The following is a 19,495-nucleotide window of genomic DNA, read 5'->3' as shown; positions in this document are numbered from 1 at the left end:
CAGCGTCGGATCATCTCAAATACTGTTTATTCATACAGTATAGTTTCAGGTGTTCCGATGCCATCTCTTTCCATACTCCCCCGAGCTGAGCACCTCCGTGAGCGCTTACTCACCGATGTGGCCGAAGGCCTACGCATTACTGGTTTCCAATCGCCTGCCGAAGACGAGAAGGAATTCGGGTTGTCGCTCGACCTCCTCACCGAGATTGGCGCTCCCCACATGTGGACTCTGCAGGCGCTGGATATGTCCTTGGTGGGCTTCGCCATCTTCCAAGGCGACAAGCTCTTCGTTAATCGAGCGGCTACCCATGTGGATGACCGCTTGGTCGTAGTCGACCTGGGTAGCGAGGGTTACCAGGTGCGCTTGGTCATGAGAGATATGTTCGGCGGACGCTGGTTGAGAGCTGCTGAGTCGCACATACCGGATGTGCAGCTCGATGGTGATGTACCTATCGAGATCTTCGGCGTGGTGCGGTTCGTGCTCAGCCGAACCGCAGAATGAACACTTCTGGACGTGTGTTCGCGCTGATCGACTGCAACTCGTTCTACTGCAGTTGCGAGCGCATCTGCCGGCCCGCGCTCAAGCGCCGGCCCGTGGTGGTGCTATCGAACAACGATGGGTGCGTTATCGCTCGTAGCACCGAGGCCAAGGCCCTCGGCATCGGTATGGGCGCGGCCTACTACAAGGTGCGCGACGAGATGCGCCGTCAGGTCGTGGTGGCGTGCTCGAGCAACTACACGCTGTATGCCGACATCAGCAATCGGGTGATGCGGATCATGGCCGACATGCTGCCTGGCATTGAGGTCTACTCGATCGACGAAGCCTGGGGAGACATGACTGGCTTGCCTGATCTGGAAGGCCTCGGGCACCAGATTCGTAACCGCCTTGCACGCGAGATCGGCATGCCCGTTGGGGTGGGTATCAGCACCACGAAGACCCTGGCCAAGCTGGCGAACTGGGCGGCGAAGAAGTGGAAAGGCACCGAAGGAGTGTTGGACCTTACCGACCCAAGCCGCCAGGAGAAGCTGCTTCGCCTGGCACCGGTGAGTGAGGTGTGGGGTGTTGGCCACCGCTCAGCAGCCAGGCTGGCTGCACTGAACATCTCCACTGCGTGGGATCTGGCCCAGTTCGATATCAGCACGCTTCGGGACACGTTCGGGGTGACCATGGAGCGAACCGCCCGTGAGCTGCGCGGGATCAGTTGCATCGGTCTCCACGAAGGGCCACCACCGAAGGAGGCCATCTGCTCGAGCAAGATGTTTGGTGAACGGCAAACAGAGCTCCCTCCCATCCGTGAGGCGTTGGCCGCCTACGTGAGCCGCGCCGCAGAAAAGCTACGCAGCCAGTCCTCGCTGTGCAGCACCATCCAGGTTGGCCTACAGACCCAATTGGCCGACCTCAAAGGACCGCGCTACGCCAATGCGGTCACCCTGGCATTGTCGGCGGCCACCGATGACACACGCGAGATTCTTGCGGTCGCTCAGCGAGGTCTGGGGCAGATCTACCGACCTGGATACCCATTTTCAAAGTGCTCCATCTTGCTGATGGATCTCAGCCAACGCGGGGAGCTGACACCGGACCTCTTCGCACCTAAGCCTCGACCTGGTGCAGACCAATTGATGGCTGCGATCGACCGAATCAACCTGAAGGAAGGCCGTGGTGCCATCCGCATAGGACGAATTCCCGAAAAGCCCAAGTGGGCCATGCGCCGTGAAATGTTGAGCCAGCGCTATACCACCTGCTGGGATGAGCTGATTGGTGTTCGAGGATAAAGCTGCTTCATTTCGGTGGATTGCTTAGATGGTGTGAACATGGAGCTGGGGAAAAATCATTTCAGCGAAATAGATCGGTAGTGCGATCTCTACCACGGGTGCCCCCGTAAGGCAGTTGATAAGCCCGAGCTCAGACAGCCTGTGAACCTCCTCGTCTGCTCTATCCCCTAGGCCGAGCAGGAGCTTGAATGCATCCAGTGGCATCGAGCCCTGTTCGAAAAGCACAGTAATCGCCTGGGCGCTGGAAAGCTTCATTCCGGAGCTGTGTTGCTGAGGCTGGGCGAGCGTGGCCATGACCCGTTGGTGCAGTTGGAGGGGGGGTATTGCCTCCAGGATGTACTGAATCTGAGCGGCCGACACATCGAGGAGAAACTCGATGAAATCGAAAAAATGCCGTCTAGATAGTTGGCCTCTTCCATCGTAGTCACCTTCACGCGGTCGATCAGCAAGAGCCAAGTGTCGATAGTAGTCAGTCCGTTGGTAGGCCAGACCGCGGCAGAGTGACCACACTTCTGGTTTGAGACCTAGATATGCCAGCTGGAGATGGGTCAGCATTCGAGTGGTGCGCCCATTTCCGTCGAGGAAGGGGTGTATCAGTGCCAGCCGGTGATGGTTTGCTAACACAGCGACCACCTGCCTACGGGGATCCTGAATGCGTCCGAAGTGGTGCTGCAAATGCTGCAGCATCGGAAGCACCAAGGAGGCTGGCGGAGCAATGTGCCGCCCGATCTGTACCTGTTCACTGGCGCCTGCTCGAAGTCGCCCCGGATCCACCATTGCGGGCTCTCCATCGAACAATTCGTGGTGGACTTGGCTAATCAGTTCGGGGGCAAAGATCTCTCCGAATGTGTTGCCCGGAAACGACGACACTGCCTGCTCAAGCGTTTGCTGTGCGCGCATGTGCCGAACCACCAGGTCAGTATGGGGTGGCGGATTGAGCTGGGCCTTTTGCAAGTGATGAACATCGGCCAAATACCCTTCGATTAGGTTTGAGTGGTAGGCATTGGTAATGCGTAGCAGATCCGAGAGTTTTTTCGCTGTGACCGCTGCGAGTCGCGAAGAAATGAGCTGGGATTGTTCGGATATCTGGTCAGCTGCGGCCGTAATCGAACCGGGTAGTGGTTCAGGTAGAACCGGATCTAAGAAGTGCTTCGAGGTAATTATCATCTGAGGTCTGTCGCTCAGCGTTGTCGTTCGCCCAGCAGATGAAGTTGCGGATCCTATGCGGTGTTTACTGTGGACCCAGTAGGGCTCTGCATAGAGGTGACGCCTGGGCTGACAAACACAGTTTGTCTCTGGGCGGCGTCTGCGTTTCGCGCCCGCTCATCCTCAAATAGAGTTCTCTCATCGCGGAGGCGATAGACCAGGCTGAATCGATCTTCGAGGCCTACCTCGGCGATCTCGAGGAGCTCGTCCATTTGCCAGCTACCTGTTCCGTTGAGATGCCCGGGACTGATCAGCAAGACCCGTTCGATCTGTAGGTTGTGCTCAGTACTTTCTGCAAGTTCGATCAGGTCGGCGGCGTTGTAAACATGGAACGTTGTAGCACGGTGCTCAGCTCCATCGAATTCGGTTAATGCGACGTGAAACCACGGATGGGTCGTGGGGTATTCAACGTAACGCCAGGAGTGTCCTCCCTGGACTAGCGCGCCCATCGGGACTTCGGCGTGATCGAAAGTGAGGAACATGGGCCAATCCGGCAAAAATGAGTCCTATAGATTGTAGCCCTAAAGGGCGCAAAATTGCTTCATCGTTCCTTTTGCGGGGTAGGCAAATGGAACTGAAGGACGCTTTTGGATTAACACTGAGGCAATTCCGCAAAGCAAAGGAGCTGACGCAGGAGGACTTCTCCCAAATGAGCAGTCGCACTTATCTGAGCGTTCTGGAGCGAGGTCTCAAAAGCCCGACGCTCGACAAGATTGACGAGCTCTCCAAAATGATTGGGATTCATCCCGTGACGCTCGTTGCAGGGAGTTACCTCAAGCTTGAGGAGCCGCTGACCATCGATCAGCTTCTGAGTCTGATTCGTGATGAGCTGCAGAGCGCTGAGTTTGATAGCACGGACACGAAGTCTGAGTAGATTTGGCTGGATTCCCCTTGGGGCCTGCCGAAGAGGGTGATGGCTAGGCCAGGAGTCACTTCCGTGCGAAAACTATCCCTGCTGTTTTCTTGAGGCCAGATCAACCACATTCCGGTCATTCAGCTTCGCCGCGAGCACGCGATTGTTGTCCAAAAGCACTTCATTGATGGATGCAAGATTGGCAACCTGGGCTCGTAACTCCGCAATCTCCTGACGGTAGGCAGCCCCCTTCTTGCGCTCGGCAATCAGGTCCTGCTGTTTCACATCGCGCATGGCTCGGCTGGAGCGACCTTGAGCTTCTCGGATCTCCTCGGCAAAACTTGGGTAGTGGTTATGGATGAGTGCTGCAGATACTCCCGCTTCGCGAGCAACAGCGGCGATGGTCACCTTGGTTTCTCCGGTGCGCGAGCGACCTTTCTGGATGCGGAGTAGGGCAAGCTTCAGATCCTTCTCCCTGTCCTCCGCCAGCTTGTAGTTACTGGTCTTGTCCTTAGGCTTCATGCGATCAACTTCTCTGAGTCGATGCCTAGTTGAACCAGCACATCACGGCAGCGATTTAAGTCACGCTCAACACGCTGGCGGCCGCCCTCGCCGATGTCGGAGCAATGCCGCAGCTCTTTTAGATCGTCATAGAGGCGCTGGTAGAAGGGCATGTGTGACGAGCCGATAACCGCATTGCTGCAGCCGTTTCCGCAGCGAGTACGCTCAATGGTATTGCCGATGCAGCCGCCATCATCCGCTGTGCACCAAGCATGGCCATTGCTCCGAATAGAGGTGCTCTCGCTAATGGATTTCACCATCGCGGATCGACTTTTGAAGATCAGCAGGTTTTGTGGCTCACGCTGCCAATGGTTGAGCGACTGGCCATAGCCACCTGCTAGGGTTTTGTCGCCAAACCAGCCATCAACGACGCCAAGCTTGATGTCTTTCAGCTCCGTTTGGATCTCGTCATAAAGTTCAAGGTCAAGGTGCTGCCCCCAGCTGTCATCGATGGCGTAGCCCAAGGACATATCCAGTGACCAGTGGGCAAAATGTTCCTTGAGATAACGTAAGTCGCCGAACTTGCTGTGCGCAGCGTAGTTAGCGAACTTGCGTCGGAATTGGTGACTAGTGAGGTTCCAGCTCAGTCCGCATGTCTTGGCAAAACTAATCAGGGTGGCTCCCCAGGACGTGCTGGACAGCGTGCGTGCCCGATTGTTTTCCCTATAGTACACACCGAGAAATAGTGAATTACGGTGCTTATGAGCTTCAGCGATCTCTGGGTCATGCGGATTGATGCGTCGGCGCTGCTCGATTTCACTGGCAATCATGGCTTGATAAGGAGCAGCCCAGTTTTCCATTAAGCGCAGAGTGCGAACAGCGACTTCAGGAATCATCCAGTCATGAATCCTGGTGTCGGTCTTTTCTGAGCGGGATCTCATCCAGTGGTAGATCGTGCCTTGGTCGTCTTGGGTCCGATGGTGAGCCCCCGATTGCAAATTGGTCAGCTCGTGGTTTCGGCAGCCGGATGTGCTGGCCAGGATGATGTAACTGGCTGTTCGCAAGTCGAGTAGCGCCCTGTTGAAAGCTCTTTGTCCATCGCTCCAGCCTTGGGCGCTCAGGTGCTGTCTTTTGGCCCAGTCAATGGCCGGTTGGGTGCGTCCCTTCCGCACCTGCTGCGCCGCTATGGCATCCAGTTCGTCGCGCAAATCAAGTAACTTCTGGCCGTGCTCGACATACTGATAAGCTCGTTCGAATAAGGTGCAGAACACGTCATCAGGCATCAGAGGCGTTTTTCCACCCTTACTTCCTGCTCCGACAAGCCCTGCCATTGCCTTAGCAGACGTTTCGGGCCAAGGATGCTGTGGCATTGGGTCGTGGGTGAACTGGCTTAATTCATGAATGGCCTCAACGGCTATCAGACGCTTATGTAGTCCACTCTGTGCTAATGGTTTCCCCTTGCTTCGAGTGGTCTGCCGGTGTGCCTTGCAGGCGGCTACATAAGTTGAGCAGACCAAGGGTGTTACCGCACCTAAGTGGTCGAGCTTGAGTGCCTCCAGGTGGCGCAGGAAGTGCACTGAAGCTGACAGTGTGTTCTTCAGAATGGCGCCTTTTGGCTGTGCGCCTCCACGGCGTCCACGCCGTAGGTAGCGATACATCATGGCCTTCATGACTACCTTGAAAGCCTGTGGCACGGTGCTGAAGTCCAGCTTCTTCATGCTGGGAGGAACATTGCTAGCGAAGCCTTCAAGTTGCCAGACGTCATCGCCATAGCGGCTGAGGATCACCCAGCGCCCTTCCACCTGAGTAGCGCTGATGATCAGAGCATCGCGCTCGAACTCGAAGAGCTTAAGCACATCACTAGGTTGGCTCGAAACGACAGACCAAGAGGAGGACTCGAGAAAGTAGTCAGTCACGCTGAGAGCTCCAGGCTGTCGATCAGGTCAACTGACCAGAATGGGTGTGGTGATGTACGGGCGCGTAAGCGGGCGGCCTCTACAGCGGAGGCCTTAAAGATGCCGCGTTGGAGCCCTTCCTTAACAATGTAGTGATCGATTAATCGAGGGATGTGGCCGTACTCTCGTGCCCAGCGTCGTTTATCCATACGGGAGCGTTCGGCTAGTATCCGGAAGTAGAAACTGAAAAGCTTGAACAGATCTTCAGGGGTCACTGCGTAGTGCTTGCAACGCAGGCAGCTCATGAAGTTCATGCAAGTTGCACCCTCGCGCTTCGGAGCATACTGGCCGTTGATTGGGTCGGCGCAGCGTCCCATGGGAGTCTCTTTATAGGTCGCCCCGATGCTTCGGGTTAACAGCTCGTGTGCTAATGCCTCACCCATGTCCTTCCAGTTACGGCGAGCATTCTCGTCGGGCTTCAGGTAGTGCCGTTCAGCAACGAGTACGGAGTTGCCTAGAGCGGCGGCCGTGCTCGCCAGGTCACCATTGGTCAAATCAAAGATGCGGTTGGCAAAGGTCTTGCGCAGACGGGACACATTGATACGTAGTGGCTTTCCGTCGATATCTATCAGGCCATGCTCAGCCACTAGGAAGCTAATCGCTTCCAACAATGTCGCGGCAGTTACCTCTGTGACTTGGCCAATGTTTTTGTGAGCGCGGCTGCGGAATAACCACACGCGCCCCTTTAGATCGTTTGGTGCTTCTTCCTGTAGCGGCTCTGTTAGGTGCATCACTCGACGGATCAAGCGCTCGATATTGGTCCGTACACTCGGGGTGGACTCGAGGAGACGCACCGAGTCTGAGTCGGGGCGCAGGGCTACTTTGCTGGTGTTGTAGCCACGACGCTTCCACAGCACTAGAAACACAGTGTCGTCTTTCGGATGTGGATGGAGGCAGCTCCGGTCCATTTCTAGCAGTGGTGTTGTATTTCGCCCGGTGTGGAGGGCAACGGCCAATACGGCTAGTCCCAGCAGTGTGCCGGTCACTGTGACGTCGTCGTTCCAGATTGGCTGAAGGGCTTTCCGCAAAGCCACAGAGAGTGCTTTTCGCTCCTGTTTAGAAAGTGCAGTCTCGCCCTTCGCTTTGCGATTAATGTTGGGGAAAGGATTGGTCGGGAAGGTGGCTGCATCACCTGATTCAACCACTGCAATCAACCCTCGCTGTCCCAAAGCTTTCAGTACTGGCTTGGTGCCGACGTAAACTGTTTTTTGGGATACCGTCGTCCAGCCTGTATCAGCTAAATAGCCGAGATACCCGTCGATTAGATCCCTGTCCACATCCGCCAATACCAAGTCCCGACCAAAGGCCATCGCCCTCAGAGTGCAATACTCAAGAAAATGACGAAGTCCCCCCTTACAGTAAGAAGCCACAGTGGTGTTCGTGCAGGCGCCTTCCTGGCCTGCAAGGAAACGCTCAATCTGGCGCTGGCAGGCGTAAGTGATGGCGTCGATTCCCGCGCCGTACCAGCGGGAAAAATCAAAGCTACGACTCCTGCTGGCGTTCCGCTCGAAGAGAACCGTAGTGTTCGCCGGAGGAATGGCCTCGGGCAGAATGACGACATTGCCTTCTGTGTCAAGGCAGTGCTCGACTTGAGGGATGCTGATGTCAGTCTTAGCAAAAACCTTACGCTTTCCCATCAGTCTGCTTCCTCCATCTCGTTCAATTCGTCGTCGTAAGCCAGTACTGCCTCGTCGGCGATCTCGTTGACCAGATGCAGGTACACCATGGTGGTTTCAATCGATTCGTGGCCAAGCTGCCCTTGAAGGAACACCAGAGGGTCGAGGCCATATGCGGGGTTGCGCTGCAGTCCGACTAGCGTCTGAGTTGCATAGGTATGCCGGAGCATGTGCGTATGGACTTTGATTCCACATCGCTTGCCTGCGTCGCTGATGATCCGATTTAGGCTCTTTCCGGCAAGGCTATAGGGTTGGCCTACGTGGTTCAGGAGCAGTGCTTTTTGTGGTGTTTCACTCATTGATGCCCGCTCGCCACGCACTTTCATTGCGTAGTGATAGAGGTCGGCCATGAATCGGCGGCTAATGCGGATGGTTCGCGGCTTGCTTCGTTTGGTCATCATGCCGCTGCCATCGAATGGGTCGAGTCGGATCGAGAGGTTTCGCTCGGTTCGCCCAGACTTATCCGGGTCAAAGACATAGGCCAGAGGGAGTGTGGCCAGCTCTTCTTGGCGTAGCCCTGTACGAAGTGCCAAGCGCAGTAACATCCGGTGATGGGGGTTCTCTGTTGCCGCAAGGAGAGTCTTGATCTCGGGCATTCGCAGGAACTTGGGAAGGTATTTAGGACGACGCGGCATCACATCGTTAGCCAAGGTTTTGCCCCCACTGGTATCGACATGTGCAAGAAAGCCCACCGTCTTCTTCACTTTTCGCTCTTCATATGTAAAGGGTAGGCGCGATACCCATCCTTCCTCCCTTGCGAATTCGTAGAACTTGCAGACGTAATACAGGCGCTGTCGCGTAGTGCTCAGGTGTAGCTTGCACGTCTCCAGGCAGTAGTCCCGATAGGCTGCAACAAGGCTTTTGGCTTCGCCACGATCAACGTCGCGCCAGTCCAAATCATGTGCTTGGAGGAAGCTGAAAAAGTCGAAGAGCGCGCGTCCAGTGCTGCACCAGGAGCGCCTAGAGCGGACTTGCCCGCGAAGCAGGTAGTGGCGCATGAACTGGTTGGCTGGGGAGCAGCTTTCCATCGAGTCGAGAAGCAAGATAGGGAAACCCGGATAGGGTTGGCCGGAGATCTTAAAATCCTCATCGGCCCAAATAAGCACCATTTACCGCCTCCTTACCGGTCATCTCTTTGTGCTGAAAGAGGGATGAGCGGGTCCGTAGGTAGCACCCGGCAGGGTGGCCTATGTGTCTGTTTTATAAGGTTTAATTTTTTAAATTAAACGCGCCAGTTAGGGGGCGCTGGCTCTTGAGGCGGCGGACTATCACCCAAGTCTTAGGGAATGAAAAGCGCAAATCTGTACTTATCGAATACTGCAGTTGAATCCACCTACGGATGAGGTTGATCCGTGATTTTTTCAGAGCTAAGAGCACGATGCGGCCGTACCGTGGGGACGTCGCACGAGGAGTGGGGGCTAAAAAGGTACTGCTAGCGGGAGATTATTTGGTTGATGAAAGGGGGATGCGCTTTCATCGGGGCAGAGGGCGTCACTGACGCTGGGAGATCTCCGTCTGCGAATTCTGAGTGGAGCTCTGATGTGCATTCTCGGGAGAGCACGGATGAAGGCTGCTTGAGTGTGGAGCGGGCTTAAGAGCTTTTGGGCCGAGAGCTGAAAAGAGGGCACGCCATGTGGGCAGCAAGGTTCTATCACCGGCTCGCCTACCGAGGAGAAGCTGTAGCTAACAGCGACTGCACACCTATGAGTCTGCCGCTTTTAACTGCGGGCAGCTCATGGTGAGCTCAGGATTGAGCTGACAGAGCCCTGTGACCTCAAGAGGATTTACTGGTTACACCAACTCCTAACACTTGGTAGGTGCCAGATCATAGGGAATTCCTGAGAGTTTGCAGGTTGGCGACCTGGCGGGTGAAGTCGGCGGCGGAAAGGCGTTGTGCCGGCAATGGGCGCATGGCGGCGCTGATGGCGCTGCTGGGCAAGCGGGTGAGGCGGCCGAGCACTTGCCATTGCTCGGCGACGGCCAGGCGTTCGAAGCCGGGGTGACGATGGCGGGCGCGGCGCAGGATGTCGCGCTGCAGGTTGCCCAGCAGATGCTGCTGGCCTGCCCGGCGCAGGAGGAAGTCGGCGCCGGCGCGCAGGTGTTCCTCGAGCTGGCGGCGAGCCTGTACGGGTGGCGCCAGCAGCGGACCATGACGCATGCCGACGTGCCACAGCAGCAGGGCGATCAGCAGGACCAGGGCGACCAGGGCGGTCGGGTAGTGTTTGCGCAGCTGGCTGAACAGATCGTCGCGCTCGGCGTTGTAGACCAGGGTCACGGCGCTGTCCTGGCCGAGGTACCAGAGCAGCCAGGCGTTGTCGTAGTCGCCGATGCTGCCGTTCTGCCACAGCCAGGCATCGGTGAGCACCGTGACCAGGCCCTTGCCGTGCTCCAGCTGCAGCATGTGGGTGGACTCGCTGCTGTTGGCCCAGGCGTAGGCACGGTTCTCGCTGTCCAGCAGGTGGTAGTCGGTATCGAATTCGACGTAGGCCGGCGCTTCCTCGTTTTCCAGGTAGATCTTGGTCAGTTCCGGGTAGCGGTCTTCTTCCTCGGTGGCTTCCTCGCCTTCTTCAGTGGTCGCAGCCTCGCTATCGGCTTCGGCTTCGGCATCAGCCTCCAGCTCTTCCCCTTCGACCGCCGACTCCTCGCTGCTGTCGGCCTCTTCGGCAGCGTCTTCGTCATCTTCCTCGTCGTCGTAGGCGCTGTACTGCTGCACGCCGAGGGCGTCGAGCAGCAGGTCGCCACTGCGACCCTTTTCCTCGTCCCAGACCTCTTCTGCGACGAATACCAGATGCCCGCCCTGGGCCGCCCAGTCCAGCGCCTGCTTGGCCTGGCGCGGCGTCATGTTGTTGCGCGGGGCGAACAGCATCAGGGTCTGCCCGGCGGAAGGCAGGCCGTTCAGCACGTCCAGGCCGTCGGCGTGTTTGACGCTGAGCTTCTGCTGGCGCAGGAACATCTCCGCGGCCAGGTACTCGTTGGCGCGCACCTCGGGGGAGGGGCCGTGCTTGATGGTTTCCTCGTAGGGCTGCAGCTTCTGCATGGCGAGCATGCCGAGCCAGCCGAGCAGGATCAGCAGCAGGCCGCCGAGGGCGATCTTCAGCGGGCGGCTCATGTGGCAGCCCCCTGGCTGAACAGGCGGCGCCAGCCTTCGCAGAGGCCGCGCTTGAGGTTGTCCGGTGGCAGGCGATGGCCGTAGGCGAGATTCTGCCAGTGGCGAGTCAGCACCAGGCTGAAGCGGCTCAGCTCGTCGCGCTGCAGGCGTTCGACCAGGCGCAGTACTTCGCCCTCGGTGTGCGAGCCCTTCAACGGCAGGCGGAAGTCATGCAGCAGCCGGCTGAGCAGGGCGCGATAGAGTAGGCCGAGGGCTTCGCGCGGCTGCTCTGCCCAGAGCCTTTCGGCCTCGCCGGCGACATCGTCGGGCAGGCTCTCGGGGGCGACTTCCAGGCCGAACAGCTGGCTTGGCATCTCGCGCACGCGGCGTTGCGGCAGGCCGAGACGGCCGACGAAGGTTTCCAGCCACTCGCGGTAGCGCCACAGCAGCAAGGCGATGGCGAGGATCAGCAGGGCCCAGAGCAGTACCTCGAAGACCAGGGCCAGCAGGTTGAGCTTGCGCCACCAGTCGCCGAGCTTGGACAGCTTGTCCAGCAGGTCGGCGAAATCCTCGATGTCTTCCTCGCTCGGCTCCTCGGCCTTCTCCTTGTCGCCGAAGCGCCAGCGGGTGACGGTCTCGCGGTTCTCGAAGGGCGCAGTGTCGAGCAGCTTGGCGATGCCTTCGTGGGCGGCCTTGCTGGTCAGTGGCTGGTGGAGCAGGCGTTCGGCGTCTGGGCCGATGGGGTCGTCGAACGGCACGGGGCAGGTGCCGACAGGCTCGTCGGCCATCGCCTCGCCGGCTGGCAGTGCCAGGGTCAGCACGGCGCAGGCGAGGAGCAGGGCGTAGGCGCTGCCGACCAAGCGCTGGCGCAGACGGTGGAAGGTCAGCTCGATGTCCCAGGCCTCGAGGTCGGTACGCCGGTTGAGGTAGAGGGTGAAGCCACAGGCGACGTAGATCGGCTCCCAGAACACCAGCACCAGTGCGTAGATCAGGTTGGACAGGTGTTCCAGCCACAGCCAGTTGCCGCTGCTGGCTTCGACCAGGCTGTCCCAGTCCAGCTGGATTTCCACCTGTTGCGGCACCAGCAACCAGATCAGGGCGGCCACGCCCATCCACAGCAGCATCTCCAGGTGCACGCCGAGCACGGTCAGCCAGGTGGCGCCGCCGGCGTGGCGCTGGCCGAGCACGGTGAGGCGCTTGCTGCGTGCCTCGCCGCCGAGGCCCTCGAGCTGCAGGACCGGCAGGTCGAAGCTGCGGGTCGGGCTCAGGCGGCGCCAGGTCAGGCTGGCGATCAGCTGTGGCTTGAGCAGGCGTGGCAGGGCGCGCAGCGCTTCCTTGAGCGTCGGTACGTCGCCGAACAGCGAGCGCGACAGGATGTGCAGCGGCAGGCGCTCCCAGGCCGGCTTCAGCCACCAGAACAGCAGCGCGACGGCGGTCGGGTACTGCCAGAGCAGGGCGGTGAGCAGGATGAACAGCGGCAGGGTCACGGCGGCCCAGCTGAGCATCAGCAGGCCGGCATGGCGGCGGGCCAGGAGTACGCCGAGATCTATCGCTTCCCAGGCGGTGCGCGGGCGGATGGCGACGCTGGCGTCAGTCAGGCGCATGGCGGCTCCGTCCAGCGAACAGGAAGTAGGCGATCACCAGCAGCCACAGGCCGGCACCGACCCAGTACTTGGTCACGGCGCTGGCGTAGGTCATGGACGACCAGTAGGCCTCGATGAACGCGGCGATGAGCAGGAACAGGATGACCCCGGCGACCAGCTGGATGGCCTTGCCGGCGGCCTGGCGCAGCGCTTCGCCACGGCCCAGGCGACCCGGCGAGAGCAGCGCCCAGCCGAGCTTGAGCCCGGCTGCGCCGGCGAGGGCGATGGCGGTGAGCTCGAAGGCGCCGTGGCCGATGACGAAGGACCAGAAGGTCTCGCTGTAGCCGATGCGGGTCAGGTGGCCGGCGACGGCGCCGATCACCAAGCCGTTGTAGAGCAGGAAGAACAGGCTGCCGAGGCCGAAGATCAGGCCGCTGGCAAAGGTCTGAAAGGCGATGCCGATGTTGTTCATGATGTAGAAGCCGAACATCATCCAGTCGTCGCCGGAGTCGCGCTCGGAGAAGCGGCCGATGCGGCGGGCGCCTGGGTCGTACATCTCCTCCATTTCGCGCACCTGATCAGGGGCGATCACGCTGTAGATCATCTCGGGGAACAGCCAGGTCAGCAGGCCCATGCCGATCAGGGCGCCGAAGAACAGCAGGCAGCCGGCCAGCACGGCGCGCCACTCGCGGCGCACCAGCTGGGGGAAGCCGGCGATGGCGAAACGGATGATCTGCGCGCCGAGGTGGCTGCGGTGGCGATAGAACTGCTGGTGGCCGCGCATGGCCAGCTGCTGCAGCAGGTCGATCAGGTGGCTGCTGTAGCCACGCTCCTCGGCCAGGGCCAGGTGCTGGCAGATATGCCGGTAGTCGGCAGCGAAACTCTCGCAGTCCTTGCGCTCCACCTTGCCGCTTTCCAGGCTGGTCAGGCGCGTCTCGAAGCGCTGCCAGTCGGCGCCGTGGCGCTGTTCGAACAGGTGCTGTTTCATGCCGACCCCAGCAGGCCGCGGGCGATGCCGTGCAGGCGCGCCTCGGCATGTTCCGGCAGGCTTTCCAGCGGCTCGGCGAGGATGCCGGCCAGCTCTGCGCGGCGGGCCCCGGAAAGGCTGGTGCCGCGCTCGGCGAAGTCCAGCACGGCGCGTTGCTCGGCCAGGTTGAGGGTGAACGGCGGACGCTCGGCATCCGCTTCGGGAATCTGTGGACGTTTCAGTTCGTCGTCGCGATAGACTACCAGGGTGCCGGCGGCCAGGTCGCCGAGGCGCTTGAACGAGGGGTGGCTGAGGCTGCTGATGGCGCCGACGCAATAGGCGAACGGCAGCATGTCCACGGCGCGCAGCAGGTTGCGGGTCAGTGAGGCGGCCCAGCCCACCGGCGTGCCGTCGTCATGCACCACGCGGAGGCCCATGGCCTTCTTGCCGGGCGTACGACCCTGGTACAGCACTTCGAAGAGCACCGGGTACCACCAGTTGATCAGGAAATAGAGGATGGTGCCGAGGCCGGCGCCGAACTGGCCGAGGATGGCGAGCACGACGAAGGCGGCGACCAGGATGCCGCCGCGGATCAGCAGGTCGATGCCGAAGGCCAGGGCGCGCGGCATGAGGCCGGCGGGGCGGAGAATCAGGTCGATGCCTTCTGGCGTTTCCACCTGCAGGCGGGTGTCCAGAAGGGCGGTGCTGGGCAGTGAGGGATTAGGCTGCATCGGTCGACTGCATCGAGGAAAGCCTGATGCTAGCCAGCAGCAGGGCGCTAAAGCAATCGGGCCGCACAGGGCGGCCCGAACTTAATGGCGTATTACTTGCTCGGTGGCAGCACGCCGAAGATGGTGCGGTAGAGCACGCCCATGCTGATGATGAACAGCGGCAGGGTCCAGACCAGGCCGATGCCCAGCGGGATCATGCTGATGGCCATGATGATGCCGAGCAGCAGGAACAGGCCGAAGACCTTGAACCAGTGCTGGGAGATGGCCTTGCGCGAGGTTTCCAGGGCCTGCCAGGGCGACAGGCCGCGCTCGATGACCAGCGGCATGGCGAGCATGTAGGCCACGCCGAGGTAGATGCCCGGGATGATGAACAGCAGGGTGCCGACGTAGACCAGTACGCTCATCAGCAGGGCGGTGATCAGTAGCGGCACGAACAGGCTCAGGCCGCTGAACACGTCGTTGAAGCTGATGGGCTGGTCGGCGGCGCGGCGGATGCCGACCATGTTGATGCCGGCCAGGAAGGGGTAGGTCAGCGCGGAGGCCAGCACCGAAACGATGAGCTGGCCGACGATCATGCCGGTGACGCTGGTTTCGGCTACCAGACCGAGCACGCCGAAGATGGCGCCGATGACGGTGGTGGCGACCAGCATGACCACGTAGAAGACCAGGAAGCCGCCGAAGATGATGCCTTTGGTGCCCTTGACCCGTTGCCAGGCTTCGCTGATCAGGTCGCCGATGCTGAAGTCGTAGCCGCGGCTGAGAGCGTCGGCAATGGTCGGTACCTGGCTGTTGGGGACTTCCTGCAGGTTGCTGGTGGGCGCTGCGTAGGGATTGGGAGCGGTGGATTCACTCATGGTCTGACTGTCCTTGTGGTTTGAAAAATCCTGATCCTGCCATGCTATAGCCGTCCTCAAGCAGCGACAAGCCAGGCGGCGTGAGCCACGTCAAGCTTTGGCCGCGGCCGGTGCGTCGCCCTGCGGTGCTAGACTGGCCCAGCCTTTTCCACGGGGAACGACCTTGTCCGCGAGCATCTTCTGGTACGACTACGAAACCACCGGCATCAATCCGCGTTGCGACCGCCCGCTGCAGGTTGCGGGCATCCGTACCGACGAGCATCTCAACGAGATCGGCGAGCCGATCAACCTCTATTCCAGGCTCTCGGACGATATCCTGCCGCATCCGGCCGCCTGCCGGATCACCGGCATCACCCCGCAGGTTCTGGAGCAGAAGGGGCTGGTCGAGGCCGAGTTCATGGCTCGGATTCACGATCAGCTGGCGCTGCCCGGCACCTGCGGGGCCGGTTACAACAGCTTACGCTTCGATGACGAGGTGACTCGCTACAGTCTCTACCGCAACTTCTATGACCCCTACGCGCGCGAGTGGCAGGGCGGCAATAGTCGCTGGGACCTGATCGACCTCGTCCGGGCGGCCTATGCGTTGCGTCCGGAAGGCATCGAGTGGCCGCGGGACGAAGAGGGGCGGGTATCGCTCAAGCTCGAGCGTCTCACCGTGGCCAATGGCATCGACCACGGCCAGGCGCATGACGCCTTGTCCGACGTGCGTGCGACCATCGGCCTGGCGCGGCTGATCAGGGAGCGGCAACCGCGCCTATACGATTTCCTTTATCAGATGCGCGGCAAGACCAAGGTGGCTGAGCAGATTCGCTTGTTGCAGCCGTTGGTGCATGTTTCCGGTCGCTTTGCCGGCAGCCGTCACTACCTGGCGGTGGTCCTGCCGCTGGCCTGGCACCCGCGCAATCGCAATGCCCTGATCGTCTGTGATCTGCAGTCCGATCCGCGGCCTCTGCTGGATCTGGATGCCGAGAGCCTGCGCCGGCGCCTGTATACCCGGCGCGATGAGCTGGCCGAGGGCGAGTTGCCGGTGCCGCTTAAGTTGCTGCATATCAACAAGTGCCCGGTGGTGGCGCCGCTCAAGGTGCTGCGAGGCGAAGACATCGTCCGCCTGCAGTTGGATCTGGAAGAGTGCGAGCGCCGGGCCCAACAACTGCGAGGCGAGCAGACGCTGTGGCAAGGGAAGTTGCAGGAGCTTTACGCGTCCGATGACTTCGAGGCATCGGCGGATCCCGAGCAGCAACTCTATTCCGGATTCCTCGGTGATCGCGACCGCCGACTATGCGAGCAGGTGCGGCATGCGTCTGCCGAGCAACTAGTGCACGGTAATTGGGCATTCAGTGATGAACGACTGCCCGAGTTGTTGTTCCGTTATCGGGCGCGCAACTTCCCGGAGACGTTGTCGGCGAGCGAGTCGGAGAGTTGGCGGGAATTCTGTCGCAGGCGTCTGAGCAACGGCGACGCCGGGGCGCCCAATACGCTGGATAGTTTCCAGCAGGCCATGCAGGTCGAATGGGCGCAAGCCGGTGAGGCCCAGCAGGATGTATTGCGAGCGTGGAACGAGTATGTCGAAGTATTGCGCGGGCGCTATTTCTAGATTTCCCGGGTCATAAAAAATGCCGGCATTAGCCGGCATTTTCGTTTTGCCCCGGGGATTAGCCCAGCAGGGTGGCCCAGCTCTCAACGGTGGCAGCGCCCCATTTGGCTTTCCACTCTTTCAGAGTCTTGTGGTTGCCGCCTTTGGTTTCGATCACTTCACCGGTGTTCGGGTTCTTGTACTGCTTGACCTTGCGCGCGCGCTTGCCGCTGGCGGGCTTGGCAGCGCGAGCGGATTTGCCGCCTTTGGCGCCTTCCGGATCGAGCAGGGCAATAACGTCACGCAGGGACTTCTGGTATTCGCCCATCAGGCTACGCAGTTTGCCTTCGAATTCGAGTTCTTTCTGCAGCTTGTTGTCTTGCGACAGGTTCTTCAGGCGCTCTTGCAGCTCTTTGATGGCTTCTTCGGTGGCGCGGTATTCATTGATCAGGGACATGTTCTTCTACCTAATGGCCAGTTGCAGATGTAAGTGGGACAATAATAGACAGGCAAAATGGTCAAGTAAACAAAACAGATAAGTTTCTATTTGTTGTTTGTTGCATGTTCTGTTGTTCGAGCGTGGATATTCGCTGCTGGGGGGAGTTTGTTGCAGCAATCTTGCACTGGTGCGGTGGTGCCACTTTTAGTTGTGCTGGTGCAAGTTGTATGGCTGCCGGTGCAGGCCCTGCCAGGGCCGGAAGTACTGAAGTTTTCCCCCACTGCGGCTAGAATGGCCGCCTTGCGAAGTTTCTGGAGTTTCCCTCATGCGCACTTTTCGGCTGGTGATTGCCTGCCCGGACCGCGTTGGCATTGTCGCCAAGGTCAGTAATTTTCTAGCTACCTACAATGGCTGGATCACCGAGGCGAGCCACCACTCGGACAATCAGAGTGGCTGGTTCTTCATGCGTCACGAAATTCGCGCAGATTCACTGCCGTTCGATCTCGATGGTTTCCGCCAGGCTTTCGCGCCGATCGCCAAGGAATTCTCCATGGAGTGGCGGGTTACCGACTCCGAGGTGAAGAAGCGCGTGGTGCTGATGGCCAGCCGCGAATCGCACTGCCTGGCCGACCTGTTGCACCGTTGGCACAGCGACGAGCTGGATTGCGAGATTCCCTGCGTGGTGTCCAACCACAACGACCTGCGCAGCATGGTCGAGTGGCATGGCATTCCTTTCCACCATGTTCCGGTCGATCCCAAGGACAAGGCCCCGGCCTTCGCCGAGGTTTCGCGTCTGGTTGGCGAATACCAGGCCGATGCGGTCGTGCTTGCGCGCTACATGCAGATCCTGCCGCCGCAGCTGTGCCAGGAATATGCCGGGCGGGTCATCAACATCCACCACAGCTTCCTGCCGTCCTTTGTCGGTGCCAAGCCCTATCACCAGGCTTCCCTGCGTGGCGTGAAACTGATCGGTGCCACCTGTCACTACGTCACCGAGGAGCTGGACGCCGGCCCTATCATCGAGCAGGACGTGGTGCGCGTGAGCCACCGCGACAGCGTCGAAGACATGGTGCGTCTGGGCAAGGACGTGGAGAAGATCGCTCTGTCGCGCGGCCTGCGTTTCCACCTGGAAGACCGCGTGCTTATTCACGACAACAAGACGGTCGTATTCGACTGACCGTCGGGAGGCGAGGATGAAACGAGGCGAGGCCATACCACCGCCAACTCTCGGTGAGGGTTGCCTGCAGCGTTACGATCCCGAGGCCTTGCAAGAAACGGATGGCACCGAGTTTCCCGGTGCCGCCGAACTCTGGCGGCAGGTGCAAGACCATGCCGCAGAAGGGGAAGACGAGCAGGGTGCGGAGGATTCCGCGCCCGCCTGATCAGATGCGGAAGCTGTCGACCAGGTGCTTGAGGCGCGAAGCCTGCTGTTCCAGGTCGCCACAGGCACGCAGGGTCGCCTGCAGGTTCTCCACACCTTCCTGGTTGAGGGTGTTGATCTCGGTGATATCCATGTTCAGCGCCTCGACCACCGAGGTCTGCTCCTCGGTGGCGGTGGCTACCGACTGGTTCATGCCGTCGATCTCGCCGATGCGCAGGGTCACGCTGCCCAGGCGCTCGCCGGCCTTGTTGGCGATCTCCACGCTCTGTTCGCTGTAGCGCTGGCTCTCGGTCATGGTAGTGACCGATTCGCGGGCATCCACCTGCAGCTCCTCGATCATCTTCTGGATTTCCTGCGCCGACTCCTGGGTGCGGTGGGCCAGGTTGCGCACCTCGTCCGCCACCACGGCGAAGCCGCGTCCGGCCTCGCCGGCGCGGGCCGCCTCGATGGCCGCGTTGAGCGCCAGCAGGTTGGTCTGCTCGGAGATGCTCTTGATCACCTCGAGGATCTGGCCGATGTTGACCGTCTTGCTGTTCAGCGCCTCGATGTTGGAGCTGGAGGCACTGATCTTCTCCGACAGCTCGTTCATCGCCGAGATGGTCTTCTGCAGAACCTGGCTGCCTTCTTCCGCCAGCTCGCGGGCATCGGAGGCCTGGTGCGAGGCATCGGCGGCGTTGCGCGCGATCTCCTGGGCGGCGGCGCCGAGTTCGTTGATCGCGGCGGCCACGCTGTTGGTACGGGTGGCCTGCTCATCCGAGTTGGCCATCGACGAGTTGGAGGCGCTGACCACCAGCTTGGCCACTTCGTTGAGCTGGCCGGTGGCCGAGGACACCTCGCGAATCGAGCCGTGGATACGCTCGACGAACTGGTTGAAGGAGCCGGCCAGCTCGCCGAACTCGTCATTGCTCTGCACGCT

At 60.1% G+C, this 19,495-nt stretch carries 19 protein-coding genes; 6 read left to right on the top strand and 13 right to left on the bottom strand.

Translation table 11 applies throughout. The features are described from left to right. The first annotated feature begins 57 nt into the window (after nt 1-57). The gene (locus tag PTT45_RS01470; protein WP_273811112.1) at nt 58-501 is read left to right on the top strand and encodes a LexA family protein; all 444 of its coding nucleotides are present in this window, start codon (nt 58-60) and stop codon (nt 499-501) included. Beyond that, nucleotides 498-1,772, top strand: coding sequence for a translesion error-prone DNA polymerase V subunit UmuC (umuC, locus tag PTT45_RS01465; protein ID WP_273811111.1), 1,275 nt, complete (start codon nt 498-500; stop codon nt 1,770-1,772). Before PTT45_RS01470 ends, umuC begins: the two co-directional genes overlap by 4 nt. A gap of 24 nt (nt 1,773-1,796) precedes the next feature. On the opposite strand, the gene PTT45_RS01460 is transcribed toward umuC, so the two are convergent. Both PTT45_RS01460 and PTT45_RS01455 read right to left on the bottom strand, forming a co-directional pair. Next, a complete protein-coding gene (locus tag PTT45_RS01460) occupies nt 1,797-2,939 on the bottom strand; it encodes a Fic family protein (RefSeq protein WP_273811110.1) in 1,143 nt (380 codons plus the stop codon). Between the two features lie 53 nt (nt 2,940-2,992). Beyond that, entirely contained in the window at nt 2,993-3,460 is a 468-nt protein-coding gene (locus PTT45_RS01455; RefSeq protein ID WP_273811109.1) for a hypothetical protein, read from the bottom strand. A gap of 86 nt (nt 3,461-3,546) precedes the next feature. Here PTT45_RS01455 and PTT45_RS01450 point away from each other — a divergent pair, with 86 nt between their 5' ends. Then, on the top strand, nt 3,547-3,852 hold the full coding sequence (locus tag PTT45_RS01450) for a helix-turn-helix domain-containing protein (protein ID WP_273811108.1): 306 nt from the start codon (nt 3,547-3,549) through the stop codon (nt 3,850-3,852). Between the two features lie 72 nt (nt 3,853-3,924). Here the strand turns inward: PTT45_RS01450 and PTT45_RS01445 are convergent, their stop codons facing one another. The 9 genes from PTT45_RS01445 to PTT45_RS01405 form a co-directional block, all read right to left on the bottom strand. Beyond that, on the bottom strand, nt 3,925-4,353 hold the full coding sequence (locus tag PTT45_RS01445; protein WP_273811107.1) for a TetR family transcriptional regulator: 429 nt from the start codon (nt 4,351-4,353) through the stop codon (nt 3,925-3,927). Continuing rightward, nucleotides 4,350-6,248, bottom strand: a complete 1,899-nt coding sequence (locus PTT45_RS01440; protein ID WP_273811106.1) for an integrase — start codon at nt 6,246-6,248, stop codon at nt 4,350-4,352. Before PTT45_RS01440 ends, PTT45_RS01445 begins: the two co-directional genes overlap by 4 nt. Next, nucleotides 6,245-7,924, bottom strand: a complete 1,680-nt coding sequence (locus tag PTT45_RS01435) for a hypothetical protein (RefSeq protein WP_273811105.1) — start codon at nt 7,922-7,924, stop codon at nt 6,245-6,247. The genes PTT45_RS01440 and PTT45_RS01435 overlap by 4 nt, the downstream gene beginning before the upstream one ends. Further along, a complete protein-coding gene (locus tag PTT45_RS01430) occupies nt 7,924-9,072 on the bottom strand; it encodes a tyrosine-type recombinase/integrase (protein WP_273811104.1) in 1,149 nt (382 codons plus the stop codon). The genes PTT45_RS01435 and PTT45_RS01430 overlap by 1 nt, the downstream gene beginning before the upstream one ends. A gap of 716 nt (nt 9,073-9,788) precedes the next feature. Next, nucleotides 9,789-11,072: a DUF4350 domain-containing protein gene (locus PTT45_RS01425; RefSeq protein WP_273811103.1), complete on the bottom strand. Its 1,284-nt coding sequence runs from the start codon at nt 11,070-11,072 to the stop codon at nt 9,789-9,791. Next, entirely contained in the window at nt 11,069-12,655 is a 1,587-nt protein-coding gene (locus tag PTT45_RS01420; protein ID WP_273811102.1) for a DUF4129 domain-containing protein, read from the bottom strand. The genes PTT45_RS01425 and PTT45_RS01420 overlap by 4 nt, the downstream gene beginning before the upstream one ends. Further along, nucleotides 12,642-13,622 (bottom strand): stage II sporulation protein M, encoded by a 981-nt coding sequence (locus PTT45_RS01415; protein ID WP_273811101.1) that lies wholly within the window; start codon nt 13,620-13,622, stop codon nt 12,642-12,644. Before PTT45_RS01415 ends, PTT45_RS01420 begins: the two co-directional genes overlap by 14 nt. Next, nucleotides 13,619-14,332, bottom strand: coding sequence for an RDD family protein (locus PTT45_RS01410; RefSeq protein WP_273811100.1), 714 nt, complete (start codon nt 14,330-14,332; stop codon nt 13,619-13,621). The genes PTT45_RS01415 and PTT45_RS01410 overlap by 4 nt, the downstream gene beginning before the upstream one ends. Before the next feature lie 92 nt (nt 14,333-14,424). Next, nucleotides 14,425-15,186, bottom strand: coding sequence for a hypothetical protein (locus PTT45_RS01405; protein WP_273811099.1), 762 nt, complete (start codon nt 15,184-15,186; stop codon nt 14,425-14,427). A 163-nt stretch (nt 15,187-15,349) separates the two neighbouring features. Here PTT45_RS01405 and sbcB point away from each other — a divergent pair, with 163 nt between their 5' ends. After that, a complete protein-coding gene (gene sbcB, locus PTT45_RS01400) occupies nt 15,350-16,780 on the top strand; it encodes an exodeoxyribonuclease I (protein WP_273811098.1) in 1,431 nt (476 codons plus the stop codon). Nucleotides 16,781-16,838: 58 nt separating this feature from the next. Here the strand turns inward: sbcB and mvaT are convergent, their stop codons facing one another. Beyond that, a complete protein-coding gene (gene mvaT, locus PTT45_RS01395; RefSeq protein WP_273811097.1) occupies nt 16,839-17,216 on the bottom strand; it encodes a histone-like nucleoid-structuring protein MvaT in 378 nt (125 codons plus the stop codon). Nucleotides 17,217-17,523: 307 nt separating this feature from the next. On the opposite strand from mvaT, the gene purU reads away from it, so the two are divergent. Together purU and PTT45_RS01385 are read left to right on the top strand one after the other, a co-directional pair. Then, the gene (purU, locus tag PTT45_RS01390; protein ID WP_273811096.1) at nt 17,524-18,375 is read left to right on the top strand and encodes a formyltetrahydrofolate deformylase; all 852 of its coding nucleotides are present in this window, start codon (nt 17,524-17,526) and stop codon (nt 18,373-18,375) included. 16 nt (nt 18,376-18,391) lie between these two features. Then, nucleotides 18,392-18,580 carry a hypothetical protein gene (locus PTT45_RS01385; RefSeq protein ID WP_273811095.1) on the top strand — a complete coding sequence of 63 codons (189 nt, stop codon included), beginning with the start codon at nt 18,392-18,394 and terminating at the stop codon, nt 18,578-18,580. Here the strand turns inward: PTT45_RS01385 and PTT45_RS01380 are convergent. Then, nucleotides 18,581-19,495: methyl-accepting chemotaxis protein (locus PTT45_RS01380; protein ID WP_273811094.1), on the bottom strand; the 915-nt coding region annotated here is incomplete at its 5' end.

Source organism: Pseudomonas sp. Gutcm_11s (assembly GCF_028649395.1).
GTDB lineage: Bacteria > Pseudomonadota > Gammaproteobacteria > Pseudomonadales > Pseudomonadaceae > Aquipseudomonas.
The sequence above is the reverse complement of the archived record's forward strand: the minus strand, read 5'-3'. Positions and strand labels throughout refer to the sequence as shown.

What these genes read in the sequence shown, in the direction of transcription:
- PTT45_RS01420 (WP_273811102.1), bottom strand. Translation starts at nt 12,655, where the DNA reads ATGCGCCTGACTGACGCCAGCGTCGCCATCCGCCCGCGCACCGCCTGG.
- PTT45_RS01470 (WP_273811112.1), top strand. Translation starts at nt 58, where the DNA reads ATGCCATCTCTTTCCATACTCCCCCGAGCTGAGCACCTCCGTGAGCGC.
- PTT45_RS01385 (WP_273811095.1), top strand. Translation starts at nt 18,392, where the DNA reads ATGAAACGAGGCGAGGCCATACCACCGCCAACTCTCGGTGAGGGTTGC.
- PTT45_RS01405 (WP_273811099.1), bottom strand. Translation starts at nt 15,186, where the DNA reads ATGAGTGAATCCACCGCTCCCAATCCCTACGCAGCGCCCACCAGCAAC.
- PTT45_RS01415 (WP_273811101.1), bottom strand. Translation starts at nt 13,622, where the DNA reads ATGAAACAGCACCTGTTCGAACAGCGCCACGGCGCCGACTGGCAGCGC.
- PTT45_RS01430 (WP_273811104.1), bottom strand. Translation starts at nt 9,072, where the DNA reads ATGGTGCTTATTTGGGCCGATGAGGATTTTAAGATCTCCGGCCAACCC.
- PTT45_RS01455 (WP_273811109.1), bottom strand. Translation starts at nt 3,460, where the DNA reads ATGTTCCTCACTTTCGATCACGCCGAAGTCCCGATGGGCGCGCTAGTC.
- PTT45_RS01445 (WP_273811107.1), bottom strand. Translation starts at nt 4,353, where the DNA reads ATGAAGCCTAAGGACAAGACCAGTAACTACAAGCTGGCGGAGGACAGG.
- purU (WP_273811096.1), top strand. Translation starts at nt 17,524, where the DNA reads ATGCGCACTTTTCGGCTGGTGATTGCCTGCCCGGACCGCGTTGGCATT.
- PTT45_RS01435 (WP_273811105.1), bottom strand. Translation starts at nt 7,924, where the DNA reads ATGGGAAAGCGTAAGGTTTTTGCTAAGACTGACATCAGCATCCCTCAA.
- PTT45_RS01425 (WP_273811103.1), bottom strand. Translation starts at nt 11,072, where the DNA reads ATGAGCCGCCCGCTGAAGATCGCCCTCGGCGGCCTGCTGCTGATCCTG.
- umuC (WP_273811111.1), top strand. Translation starts at nt 498, where the DNA reads ATGAACACTTCTGGACGTGTGTTCGCGCTGATCGACTGCAACTCGTTC.
- PTT45_RS01410 (WP_273811100.1), bottom strand. Translation starts at nt 14,332, where the DNA reads ATGCAGCCTAATCCCTCACTGCCCAGCACCGCCCTTCTGGACACCCGC.
- PTT45_RS01460 (WP_273811110.1), bottom strand. Translation starts at nt 2,939, where the DNA reads ATGATAATTACCTCGAAGCACTTCTTAGATCCGGTTCTACCTGAACCA.
- PTT45_RS01450 (WP_273811108.1), top strand. Translation starts at nt 3,547, where the DNA reads ATGGAACTGAAGGACGCTTTTGGATTAACACTGAGGCAATTCCGCAAA.
- mvaT (WP_273811097.1), bottom strand. Translation starts at nt 17,216, where the DNA reads ATGTCCCTGATCAATGAATACCGCGCCACCGAAGAAGCCATCAAAGAG.